Annotated in this window: 13 protein-coding genes; 9 read left to right on the top strand and 4 right to left on the bottom strand. The window is 40.4% G+C overall.

All coding sequences use genetic code 11. From position 1 onward, the window contains the following. The first annotated feature begins 71 nt into the window (after window positions 1-71). The 5 genes from can (at window position 72) to AAEY99_RS02245 (ending at window position 4326) form a co-directional block, all read left to right on the top strand. A complete protein-coding gene (gene can / locus AAEY99_RS02265; RefSeq protein WP_101087601.1) occupies window positions 72-686 on the top strand; it encodes a carbonate dehydratase in 615 nt (204 codons plus the stop codon). Window positions 687-855: 169 nt separating this feature from the next. Beyond that, window positions 856-2040 carry an 8-amino-3,8-dideoxy-alpha-D-manno-octulosonate transaminase KdnA gene (gene kdnA / locus AAEY99_RS02260; RefSeq protein ID WP_351008906.1) on the top strand — a complete coding sequence of 395 codons (1185 nt, stop codon included), beginning with the start codon at window positions 856-858 and terminating at the stop codon, window positions 2038-2040. Between the two features lie 71 nt (window positions 2041-2111). After that, the gene (kdnB, locus tag AAEY99_RS02255) at window positions 2112-3182 is read left to right on the top strand and encodes a 3-deoxy-alpha-D-manno-octulosonate 8-oxidase KdnB (RefSeq protein WP_101087600.1); all 1071 of its coding nucleotides are present in this window, start codon (window positions 2112-2114) and stop codon (window positions 3180-3182) included. Between the two features lie 88 nt (window positions 3183-3270). Continuing rightward, window positions 3271-4008: an 8-amino-3,8-dideoxy-manno-octulosonate cytidylyltransferase KdsB gene (gene kdsB / locus AAEY99_RS02250; RefSeq protein ID WP_101087599.1), complete on the top strand. Its 738-nt coding sequence runs from the start codon at window positions 3271-3273 to the stop codon at window positions 4006-4008. Window positions 4009-4083: 75 nt separating this feature from the next. After that, window positions 4084-4326: a DUF2897 family protein gene (locus tag AAEY99_RS02245; RefSeq protein ID WP_182743665.1), complete on the top strand. Its 243-nt coding sequence runs from the start codon at window positions 4084-4086 to the stop codon at window positions 4324-4326. Between the two features lie 262 nt (window positions 4327-4588). Here AAEY99_RS02245 and AAEY99_RS02240 read toward each other — a convergent pair whose 3' ends face one another. Further along, on the bottom strand, window positions 4589-5671 hold the full coding sequence (locus AAEY99_RS02240) for an AI-2E family transporter (RefSeq protein WP_101087597.1): 1083 nt from the start codon (window positions 5669-5671) through the stop codon (window positions 4589-4591). Window positions 5672-5696: 25 nt separating this feature from the next. Next, window positions 5697-5918 carry a sulfurtransferase TusA family protein gene (locus AAEY99_RS02235; RefSeq protein ID WP_162022940.1) on the bottom strand — a complete coding sequence of 74 codons (222 nt, stop codon included), beginning with the start codon at window positions 5916-5918 and terminating at the stop codon, window positions 5697-5699. A gap of 163 nt (window positions 5919-6081) precedes the next feature. Between AAEY99_RS02235 and bepA the strand changes: the two genes are divergently transcribed. The 4 genes from bepA to AAEY99_RS02215 all read left to right on the top strand — a co-directional run bounded on the left by bepA (window position 6082) and on the right by AAEY99_RS02215 (window position 10458). After that, on the top strand, window positions 6082-7515 hold the full coding sequence (gene bepA / locus AAEY99_RS02230; protein ID WP_350999264.1) for a beta-barrel assembly-enhancing protease: 1434 nt from the start codon (window positions 6082-6084) through the stop codon (window positions 7513-7515). A 97-nt stretch (window positions 7516-7612) separates the two neighbouring features. Continuing rightward, window positions 7613-7969, top strand: a complete 357-nt coding sequence (gene arsC / locus AAEY99_RS02225; protein WP_101087594.1) for an arsenate reductase (glutaredoxin) — start codon at window positions 7613-7615, stop codon at window positions 7967-7969. Between the two features lie 11 nt (window positions 7970-7980). Further along, window positions 7981-8358: a DUF2069 domain-containing protein gene (locus tag AAEY99_RS02220; protein WP_351008903.1), complete on the top strand. Its 378-nt coding sequence runs from the start codon at window positions 7981-7983 to the stop codon at window positions 8356-8358. Window positions 8359-8508: 150 nt separating this feature from the next. After that, the gene (locus tag AAEY99_RS02215) at window positions 8509-10458 is read left to right on the top strand and encodes a hypothetical protein (protein ID WP_351008900.1); all 1950 of its coding nucleotides are present in this window, start codon (window positions 8509-8511) and stop codon (window positions 10456-10458) included. A gap of 113 nt (window positions 10459-10571) precedes the next feature. On the opposite strand, the gene hda is transcribed toward AAEY99_RS02215, so the two are convergent. Continuing rightward, complete coding sequence (hda, locus tag AAEY99_RS02210) at window positions 10572-11282, bottom strand: DnaA inactivator Hda (RefSeq protein ID WP_059745344.1); 711 nt, start codon at window positions 11280-11282, stop codon at window positions 10572-10574. A 154-nt stretch (window positions 11283-11436) separates the two neighbouring features. Then, window positions 11437-12534, bottom strand: a complete 1098-nt coding sequence (locus AAEY99_RS02205) for a DUF2066 domain-containing protein (protein ID WP_101087592.1) — start codon at window positions 12532-12534, stop codon at window positions 11437-11439. Window positions 12535-12550 lie beyond the last annotated feature (16 nt).

Here is a 12550-nt window from a genome sequence, read left to right as displayed (position 1 = left end):
ATATACTCATTACAAAATGACATATTACCTGTAATACCTTACCGGTAAAAAACGACCTAATTCGAGCGCTCATGAAACTTCTTAAACCATTATTTGATAATAATCGCCGTTGGGCTGAACGGATCAATAAAGAAGATCCTACCTTTTTTGCGCAACTGGCAAAACAACAAAACCCAGAATACTTATGGATTGGTTGCTCAGATAGCCGAGTGCCTTCTAATCAGATTATCGACTTATTACCCGGTGAAGTGTTTGTTCACCGTAACATCGCTAATATGGTCATTCACACAGATTTAAATTGTTTATCAGTGCTGCAATATGCTGTCGATGTACTAAAAGTAAAGCACATCATGGTCGTTGGGCATTATGGCTGTGGTGGTGTTCGTGCGGCAATGAATAAAGAGCGACTGGGCCTGATTGACAATTGGCTCGGACATTTACGTGACATTTATCGTATTCACGAGGATGCTCTTGAATCGATGAGTGAACAAGGGCGTTTTGATCGCCTGTGTGAGCTTAATGTGATGGAACAAGTGTCAAATGTTGTGTCGACCAACATAGTTCAAGAAGCATGGGATCGTGGCCAAGATGTTGCAATACATGGTTGGATTTACGGAATTAATAACGGATTACTCACAGATTTAGACGTGACAATCGACCGTCTTCATGGGCGCAATTTAGCTTAACCTTGCCTTCTATCTCCATTTACACTTTTAATAGGCCTGTTATTTAGCAGGCCTTTGTTTATTGTTATTAAAAATATGCAATAAAAGTCGCGAACCACCACTGAAGAACGTTATAATCATCCAGTTTATTTAGCGCTACTATGCGCAGAATTTTTAGGAGATGATTTCCATGCCTGGTTTTGAATTATTTGGTCCTGAAGAAAAGCAGGAAGTTACTGACGTAATGGAGAACGGTTTTACCTTCCGTTATAACTTCGACCATATGCGTAATGATCGCTGGAAAACCCGCGACATGGAGCAACTACTTTGCGAAAAAATGAACGTGAAACACGCTCATTTAGTATCAAGCGGTACTGCTGCATTACAAACTGCAATGGCAGCAGCGGGCATTGGTGCTGGCGATGAAGTTATTGTGCCTCCATTTACCTTCGTAGCCTCTGTTGAAGCCGTGTTTATGGCCGGTGCTGTCCCTATTTTTGCTGAAATTGACGAAACATTATGTTTATCTCCAGAAGGTATTGAAGCTGTCATCACACCACGTACCAAGGCTATTAACCTTGTTCATATGTGTGGTTCTATGGCGAAGATGGACGAAATCAAAGCGGTGTGTAAAAAGCATAACTTGGTGATTTTAGAAGATGCATGTCAAGCCATCGGTGGCAGTTATAAAGGCCAAGCATTGGGCACCATCGGTGATGTAGGTTGTTATTCATTTGACTCAGTTAAAACCATCACCTGTGGTGAAGGCGGCGCGATTGTCACTAACAATAGCGAAATTTATAACCACTCACACATGTTTTCAGATCACGGTCATGACCATGTTGGTAATGATCGTGGTGCAGAATCACACCCAATTATGGGTTTGAATTTCCGAATTTCAGAAATGAATGCAGCAATGGGTTTAGCACAATTACGTAAGCTTGATAAAATCATTGCTATTCAGCGTAAAAATAAGAAAACCATTAAAGATGCTATGGCATCTATTGCTGAAATCACCTTCCGTGAAATTCCAGATCCAGACGGCGATTCTGCAGGCTTCTTAACATTTATGATGCCAACAGAAGAACGCACTCAAGAAATTAATAAAAAGCTGGCTGTCAACAAAGTTGATGGTTGTTTTTACTGGTATGTTAACAACTGGCATTACCTTAAAAATTGGAAACACATCCAAGAACTTAAAGCACCTGCCGCATTACCTATTATGCTAATCGCTGATCGCCCTGACTACACTAAAGTGCTGACACCTAAATCTGACGCTATCATGAGCCGAACGATTTCGATGTTGATCAAGTTGTCTTGGACTGATGAGCAAATAGCTGAACGTATTGAAAATATCAAACGCGCTTTTGCCTAGCATTGATGCCTCTCGGTCAGTGATGGCTCAGAGCACTTTTTACAGTACTTATCTCAATGGAGACTGTTGTAATGAGTTTTAAAAATTTTAAATGTGTACCAAAAATGATCTTTGGCCGTGGTTCATTTGTGCAACTTGATGTTGTACTAGGTCAAGAACGCCAAGATGCTAACGATTTTGTCGTTTTCCTTGTCGATGATGTACATCAAGGTAAACCGCTAGCTGACCGCGTGCCAACTCAAGCGCACGACCTACTGATTTACGTAAACGTAGATGATGAGCCAACAACTGAACAAGTTGATGCGTTAACGGCGCAAGTTAACGCATTTAACACTAAGTTACCAGTGAGCGTAGTCGGTTTAGGCGGCGGTTCAACGATGGACTTAGCCAAAGCCGTATCACTAATGCTCACTAACCCTGGTAGTTCTTCTGAATACCAAGGTTGGGATTTAATTAAAAATCCTGCAATACATCATATAGGTATTCCAACAGTGTCTGGCACGGGTGCTGAAGCATCACGTACTGCAGTATTGTGCGGACCCGTTCGTAAGCTAGGTTTAAACTCGGATTACACCGTGTTTGATCAAATCATCATGGACTCTGAATTAATTGCAGGGGTTCCGACTGATCAGTGGTTCTATACTGGTATGGATTGTTTTATCCATTGTGTAGAATCATTACAAGGCACATACCTCAACGAGTTTGCTAAAGCATTTGCCGAAAAATCAATGGATTTATGTCGTCAAGTGTTCTTAGACGACCACGCAGAAAAAGACGACAAGTTAATGATGGCGTCATACATGGGCGGTATGAGCATTGCTTATAGCCAAGTCGGTGCATGTCATGCGGTATCTTACGGTTTAGGTTATGTACTGGGTTATCACCACGGTATTGGTAACTGTTTAGCCTTTGACGTGCTGGAAGAATTCTATCCAGAAGGTGTGACTGAATTCCGTAAAATGATGAAAATTCATAACATCACTCTGCCTAAAAACATCTGTAAAGATTTGCCAGATGAAACTATCGCTAAGATGGTTGCCGTGACTAAGAGCATGGGTCCACTTTGGGACAACGTGTACGGTAAAGGCTGGGAAGAGAAAGTTACCGATGAAATGCTGACTAAGTTATTCCGTCGTATATAATAAACGACAGATTAAGTCATAAAGGGCTCTTATGAGCCCTTTTATTTATTGTCTATATTATTGTCACAACCACAAGTAGGTCATATTAATGAAAGTTACTCTATTAATCCCGGCACGTTATGGTTCAAGCCGTTTCCCGGGCAAGCCGCTAGCCCCGATTAATGGTAAACCCATGATCCAACACGTTTATGAACGTGCATCATTAGCAAAAGGCCTCGATAGCATCTATGTTGCTACAGATGACGACCGCATTAAAGATGCCGTTGAATCCTTTGGTGGTAAAGTCGTAATGACCAGCCCTGATGCCGCCTCTGGTACCGACCGTATTAATGATGCCATTGCATTGCTTGGTCTTAACGATGACGATTTAGTGATTAATTTACAAGGCGATCAACCGCTGATTGATCCTATCTCAATCGAACAAATCATAAGTCTATTTGAACGTCACCCTGGTGAATTCGAAATGGCGACATTAGGATTTGAAATCGTCGATAAAAGAGAATTAGACGACCCTATGCACGTTAAAATGGTATTTGATAATGACCATAATGCATTGTATTTCTCTCGCTCTCGTATCCCCTTTGGTCGCGATACCAATGACTATCCGGTTTACAAGCATTTAGGTGTTTATGGCTACACTAAGCGTTTTGTGAATGCCTTTGCTAAGTTACCTTTAGGTAGACTTGAAGATCTCGAAAAATTAGAACAGCTACGCGCACTCGAATACGGCCACAAAATTAAAATTGCTATCAGCGCATTTGACTCTCCAGAAGTCGATACCCCTGAAGATATTCGCAAATGTGAACTACGTTTAGCCGTCGACTAACCAAACATATATGCTTATAGCTGGTGTTGTCTTAACAACATCAGCTATAAAATTGCAGGTTAAAAGGAGTTTCCAATGAGTCTAGAAGGTTATGAAGTTTGGCTAATTATCATTTTAGTCATCGGCGTTATTGCAAGTAACATTGCGGTGTTGAAATATTCTGCCAAATTTAAAATGCCTCAATTTGGTGAACATAAAGACCGAGAGCAAAATCCTGAAAAAGAAACCAGTTCACCAGAATCTGAACAAAAACTGACTGAAGAACCTTCAGACGAGAAAGACAACGGCAGCAAAGACAGCAAAGACAAAACGTTATAATGCTCAATGTACCTATCTATAAAATGAGCCTATCTATAATTTAGTGGGTTGCAAATAGCAAAACGCCCATGTTGGCCTATCTTCTCGTTCTTAATCGTTGTTATTTGCCTAGCAGTTATTTTATATCTGTATTTCCATTAGTCATAACCTCTATATGGCGCAACTTAAGCTAATAATAAAAAAGCTAACCTCATAATGGGGTTAGCTTAATGTATCCAACGGCTCTGTTGCTATACTGATGTTTTAATACCACAGGCAAGTGTTACTCACTGTCAAGTGTGACTCGTTGTTGCTCTTGGTTATTAGGCCAAGCATTAATGACTGCTTTTACTAGCGATGCTAGTGGTATGGCAAAAAAGACTCCCCAAACGCCCCATAAGCCCCCAAAGACTAACACGGCGGCAATAATCACAACCGGGTGTAGATCAACCGCATCAGAAAACAATAGCGGTACCAATACATTGCCATCTAGCGCCTGAATAATCCCATAACCTAACATTAAGTAACCAAACTCAGCACTAAAACCCCATTGAAAAAATGCGACTAATGCAATCGGCAATGTAACCAAAGTAGCGCCAACATATGGGATCAATACCGACAAGCCTGTCAATACACCTAGTAGTGCTGAGTAACGCAGCCCCATGATAGCAAAAAAGATATAACTGGCTACGCCAACAATAACAATTTCAATCACTTTACCACGAATATAATTAAAGATTTGTTGGTCCATTTCAAACCAAACTTTTCTCGCTAGACCACGGTTAGACGGGAAAAATCGTTTGCTGCCGTTTAATAAAAAGTCTTTGTCTTTTAAAAAGAAAAATACCAACAATGGCACTAAAATGGCGTACACCATTAATACTAATAATGACGCAGAATAACCTAAAATTTGTTTCCCTAAATCAATAAGGTGCTGTGTATCAAGCATCTTATTAATTTCTTCCATCATCGAATCAAGTTGTGATGCACTCACAAACTGCGGGTAATCAGCGCTAAACTCGCGCACAATTAGCATGCCCTTATCAATCATTGAGGGTAAATCAGTAACCAATGACACCCCTTGACGCCAAATACTGGGCACCAAACCAAACATCAAAATAATCATCACCCCTAAAAATACCACCAACACGATTGTTGCCGCAGCGGTTCGGCTTATACCCAGTCGCGACATTTGTGCTACCGGCCACTCCAGTAAAAACGCTAACACCAAAGCAACCAGCAAAGGCGCAAGCAATCCAGAACCGAAGTACAATGCAAGACCAATCCCAATAATAATAAACATTAACGTTATGGCTTGTGGATCACTAAAACGGGTTTTGTACCAATCAGTTAAAATTTCCAGCATTGAAAAACCTTTTATATAAACAATATCAATTTGTTTTGGTGATGATAAATGACAAACAATGCGGTTGATCAGCAATGATTTCAATACCAAAACCCATTTTTTTTATCAACAAGGGAACATCTCGGCGTGAACCAGGGTCAGATAAGAGTACATGTAATTTTTCATCCACATCCATCTGTTTTAGTAAAAGTTTCACTTTTACTAAAGGATAAGGACAAACATAGGGTGTTAAATCAATTAAAATCATTATCAACTTGCTTTAAACAATCTAGGGCTATTATCCTAGCTTGTACAATAAACCACAAGCAATGTAACTTAAGCAAACTTGCTGGTTAAGCTTAAATTTTCGATTCAATCATCATTAAAGGTTCCGCTTGAGTAAATTATCATTATCGACCTTTTCAAAATCACTGGCTGCTAGCGCTATTAGTGTGCTTTTTGCTGCCAGTATTGGCCACAGTTTTGCCAATAATGATCTTCCAGATCTAGGTACCGCAGCGGTCAATACTTTTAGTTTAGAAAAAGAAACTGTCTACGGAGACGCTTATATGCGCGTTATTCGTTCATCGGCACCGGTACTCAGTGATCCAGTGTTAACCCAATATTTATCTGAACTGGGTAACAAGCTGGTTGCTAATGCCACGGGGGTAAAGACACCATTTTATTTCTTTTTACTCCGCAATGATGAAATCAACGCGTTTGCGTTTTTTGGTGGTCATGTTGGCGTACATACGGGGTTATTTTTAAATGCCGACAACGAAAGTGAACTTGCATCGGTATTAGCCCACGAAATTACCCACGTCACTCAACGCCATTTAGCACGATCTCTTGAGGCACAACAAAAAAGCTCAACTGCCACAATTGTGGGAATGTTAGGGGCTATTTTATTAACGATTGCTGCACCACAAGCCGGTATGGCAGCCTTAGCAACCACTCAGGCCTTAGCAACACAATCTAAAATTAACTATACCCGCTTACATGAAAAAGAAGCTGATCGTATTGGAATGCAAATTCTTGTCGATGCCGGATTTGATCCTAATGCTGCCGCTACATTTTTTGGTCAACTGGCAATTCGTTATCGTTTTACCACAACACCGCCGCAAATGTTGTTGACGCATCCATTGCCAGAATCACGTATTACCGAGGCACGTAACCGCGCGGCTCAGTACCCTAAAAGTAATGTCCCTAACAGCCTTAACTTTCAGCTAGCTAAAGCGCGTATCCAAGTACGCTTTTCAAGTTTTAGTGATGATGCCGCGTTATCTTTGTTTGATCAACAACTCAAAAAGAACGAGTATTCGTTTAAACAGGCCGCGCTCTATGGCAAAGCTTTAGCGCTTTTCCGTTTAGAAAAATTTGCACAAGCTGAAGTGATCATTGATGATTTACTAAAACAAGATGACAATAATCTGTTCTACATCGACACCAAAACAGATTTATTAGATCAGAAAAAAGATTTTGCAGGTGCAATAGCATTATTAGAAGCTCAACGGAAATTAAAACCGACCTCACAAGTGGTCAACGCTAACTTAGCCAATATTTATGTTCAGGCAGATCAGCCTAAAAAAGCTATCCCGCTGTTAGAAGAACTGATATTTTTCGATAAGCAAAATATGCTGCCGTATCAAATTATGGCTGATGCATATCGTAAGCTAGACAATAAAGCACTTGAGTATTATAGCAATGCTGAACTCATGGCCTTATCGGCTAACTACAAAGGTGCAATTGACCAACTCAATTATGCATATCGCTATTCTGATGGCCAAAACCTACAAATGGCACGAATTGAAGCAAGAATAAGACAATTCAGACAAGCAGATAGGGCAATGGAAGAATTAAAATAGCCGCGATAATCTAACCTTACAAGCTATTCTTTGATAGAATAATGGCAAACAATAAATCTACTTATTGTTTGCCATTTTTTAATGACGGACTATGACAATGACAACCACCAAAACAACGATATACCATAACCCTCGCTGTTCAAAAAGCCGTGAGACGCTCGCATTGTTGCAAGCTAATGCAGTAGATGTCACTGTCGTTGAATACTTAAAGACGCCACCTACAGCCGCTGAAATTCAGACTATTTTGCAACAACTTGGTTTAACAGCTCGCCAGCTTATGCGCACTAAAGAAGACGAATATAAAGCTCAAAATTTGGCTGACACATCGTTATCGGAAGATCAGCTCATCGCTGCAATGGTAGCAACACCTAAATTAATTGAACGTCCTATCGTGCTAGCCAACAACAAAGCAGCCATTGGTCGTCCACCAGAAAATGTTTTGTCTATTCTTTAACGAGTAAAATAATGACTTCACAAACCTTGTTTCAACTAAGTAGAATTGGTTACCTTGCATTACTCCTGCTGCTCAGCGGCTGGTTTATTCAACAAGGCATGAAAGGCACCTACTCGCTAGGATTCAGCTTAATATGGATTGTACCTTTACTGTTTCCGCTTAAAGGCATCTTAACCGGTAACCCATATACATATGCATGGGCCAGTTTTATTCTGTGTGTATACTTATTACATGGCTTAACCCTTGCTTATGTCACCACTGATGCGCTGGTATTTGCACTGATTGAATCGGTATTGATTTGTGTCTTGTTGGTGAGTTTTCCATTCTATGCTCGTAAACGCGGCCGAGAACTGGGATTAGGGTTGAAGAAAAAGTCTGAACAACAATAAACAAACTTCATTTTTGTTGCCTCACTAAGCGCCTTCGGGCGCTTTTTTGTTAGTTGCATTTATACAAAACAGCGTGCTACATTATTTTGCAAACAAGATGTTATAAAAATGTATTGTTAAATAATAATAAAATAGACATGGAATCGCTTAATGAAGTTATCGCAAAATTTAGGGATCTATAGCCTTTTAGCCAGTGCCATATTAGTTAGCGCCTGCGGAGGAGATTCAGACAATAACGATCAAGGTGTGCCTACCTCATCCACTTTCGAAATCTGCAGTGAAAGTTTAACTTATTCAATTACCGACACAAACTCTCAATTGACTTTTACCCTTGAACAGCATTATGCCAAAGACAAGCCTGGCAGCATTATTGCCAACCTTAATGAACAAGACACTATTGGCAAATCATTTTTGTGGCAGCAGATATCAGGACCCAGTCTTGAACTAGCTGCAGTTAATAGCCAAGTGTTAGCATTCACACCCACAAGTAACCAAGATTACGCTTTTAAGGTGACTGTCTCTGGCGGTAATATCAACATTGAAGAAACGATATCAATTACTGCCGATTCTAATGACAATATTTTACGCATTAATAGCGATCATCAAATGGTGAATAGAACTGATGCGAGTTTACGTATACAGAATATAAACGGCCAAGTACCTGAAAATATTAGTTGGTGCATGTATCCGAGTACTAATAATAAAGCCTTTACCAACGTGGATTTGAGTGACATAAATAGGCCACTTTTTGTTGCGCCAAACGTCGATACCGATCAATTATTCAGTCTTAAAGCCACTGCCACATTTGATGGCCAAACCATTAGTGATGACGTCAATTTACTCGTAACCAAAGAAAAAAACGCCCCATCAGACGCCTACTTCAGCTACCCCATTGCACGAATGCACCCTTACAAGCCTAACTCACCATATGCTAATAATCTGGCCTATTGTGTTTACTCGAACCAACTAGTCAATCAATGTAATATTCTTAACGAGCTGCCCTTTATTAGCCAAGATACTAAGCCAGATCCGATTGATACTATTATGGACAGAGTACTTGTGTCGCACGACTGGATGGGGGCAAACTTTGAAGCCTATTTACGCGCACAAACACATAATGACTTTGTAGAATTGTTGCAATCAGTGACGGCTGTCGTCATCAGTTACGATATCAGACCAGCCTATTATTCTGGCTACCTAGGTGCAGTATATCTAGACCCTGAATTTCTATGGCAGACTTCTGCTCAGCGAGATACGATTAATGAAACCCCTGATTATCGCAGCAACTTTGGTGAAGATCTAAATTACCTCTCGCCATATCGTTATGTCAAAAACAACGATTATGCTGGTCAATATATAGAAATAGGCAACCGTACTAACCGTACCATGGAGAATATGTCTTCTAACCTAGCCAGGCTCTTGTATCATGAACTGGCTCATGCAAATGATTTTTATCCACAAAACATGCATGCCAATATTCAAGGCCCTACTTTAAAAGACGAATTTAATCGTCGTTTTGATGGTAAAGAGATGACATCAGACCAACTTAACATCCGCTATCCATTAACCAGTACTGAAATGTACGCTCTTGCTAGCGTTCAATACTCTGGTGAAAATGCAAATAACACCCAAAAAGCCTATACTCCAAGTGATGTAGCGCTATTTTTCTCAAGTGACCTCGCCAACGATGATTATGCTTATTCATCAACACGAGAAGATGTTGCCATGTTGTTTGAAGAAGTGATGATGAGCCATCGATATGGTATTTTGCGTGATATCGCCATTACTGACAAACCAGAAATTGAGACGAGCTCGACGATTGTGGTTGAATGGGGCCAACGCGGCCGAGTCGGTCAACCTGAGTTATACGATCGCGCTAGCTACGTCTTGAGCCAAATACTGCCTGAAGTTGATGTTAGCCAAGTGATGGACGGTTTACCTGCACCAGTAGCGTTAGTTAAAGGCCAAACCTGGGCACAAAACTTGGTGCTAACAACTGATCCATCAAAATCACCACAGAAAATCTCATCACAAACTGAAAAAAACACTGCTGAGACTAGACCATTGCAATTTAGTGGCAGTGATCACGTGAAGCAATAAACCATTGACTCACACAATAAAAAACGCCAAATGAATTCATTTGGCGTTTTTTATTGTGTAATTGCGTAGACTGATGACGATAATTTTTGCCTAAAGAATTAAAACCTAAGGTATTAAAGTCTCAACATCTCTTTTATAAACGGAATAGTCAGTTTACGCTGATGTACCATAGAAGCTTTATCGAGTTTATCGAGTACATCAAACAAGGTGCGTAAATCACGCGCCATTCGCGTCAGTAAAAAGCGCCCTACTTCATCAGACAACTGCAAACCACGCATTGCCGCTCGGCGCTGCAAGGCCACGAGCTTTTCATCGTCTGCCATTGGTTGTAATTGATAGATTAATCCCCATTGCATACGAGAAACCAAATCTGGCAATAAAAACCCCGTTTCAGAAGGTGATGCCTTTCCGCTAACTATTAAACGGCAATCTTGTTGCTCAGCTATACGATTATATAGATGAAAAATAGCTTCTTCCCATACAGGATGACCCGCTATGGCTTCTATATCATCAATACAAATCAATTCCAGAGATTCTAGGCCCTCAAATAATGCCGGTGAAATACTGGCATGAATGCCTAATGGGATATAGAGAGTGCGGCGTTCTAGGTCATTGGCAAGGGCACAAGCTGCATGCATTAAATGCGTGCGGCCTGATTTTTCTGGGCCATATACATACAAAGAAGACGCTAGATTGCCTTCAGCGCTAGCTTGAAGTTTCTGGATCAACTCATCATTACCCGAAGCAGGATAATAACTCTGAAAGGTTTCATCGTCAGGTAGATAAACGGGTAAAGATAATTGTCTTGGTGAGTTTTGTGTCACTCAGATAGGTCTCAAAATCATAAACTAACTAACGTTATTATACCTAAATCCGTCAATTATGCGAGTATCAGCAAGAATCCTGCACATAAAGATCACCTCGGTATAGCATTTCACGCTGTACAATTAAAGTGTACAGCGCACCTTTTGATAATACTTATTGGCCCAACCATTGATAAAGTAATTTAGGCGTAGAATTGTCGGCCTTAGACTCATAAAATGACTCCACACTGCCAACGGTATCTAATTTTGATAACCGACTATCAATATTAAGCAATCGTTGCAAATCATCTACACTGCTAAACAATTCTATCGTATAAGTGGCTGCTTCACCCTTAAACTGACTAAGTTTCAGGGATTTCACCGCACTAAGCTGACGAAGATAGGTTTCAATATTTACCACTTGAGTCATGTTGTTTAACCCAGTAAAGCTGACTTGGGTAGCTACATCACTGCCTGTCGAGGCTATGGCAAACTGGCTAATATAATAATCGGCCAGAATGTTCATCATTCGCTTCGTGGCTTGTTGATAATCCGTCGCTTCACCCTGTTGTGAAATTAACGGCTGTAGTACACCATTAGTTCTATTTTTATCAAATAATTTGATGGTGAAATGAACGTTACTGCTTTGAGTATCCAAATTGGCAATAGCGAAGTAATCAGCTTGATAACGGGTAGATGCATTAGCTAACACATCAGTAAACATTCCACGTACATCAGTGATACTCACTTGCATCACATCATCCAAATCCATAATAGGCAGCAATAACGGAATGCCTTTATTATTAGACTCTTGAGCCAACTCTGATCGAATATCGGCTGAAGAAGCATCAGCTAAAATAGACGGTTCATTATTTTCATCAACCGACATCCATAACAAGGTTAATGGTCGTTGACTGCCCCAAACAGGTAAACCGGCTTGACGTAACGTTGAAATAACCCGTTGATGGTCAAAGCTGGCTTTGAGCATGAGTTCACCATTTTTCTCATAATAACCGTATTGAGTCAAAATGACTTCTGGGTTATTAATTTGGTCTTTTACCAATGGGTTTAATACTACACTCGGCAGACCAGAGTTTTTTAAGAAAACGGCAGCTAATGCCTCTTTAAGGGCGTTATTTTTCACATCGTTTGCGCGTGAAGCTACCGTAATATCGGCTTCATCAAGCTTGCTCACTTCAGCAGCATGCACAAGCGTAATCGAGGTTAACGCAATTAGTGGTAACGTAATGAGATTAATTAGTTTTTTCAGCATCTGATAACATAAACGC

It is taken from the genome of Shewanella sp. S1-58-MNA-CIBAN-0166 (genome assembly GCF_040310085.1).
Taxonomy (GTDB): Bacteria; Pseudomonadota; Gammaproteobacteria; order Enterobacterales; family Shewanellaceae; genus Shewanella.
This window is presented reverse-complemented; position numbering and strand designations above follow the sequence as displayed.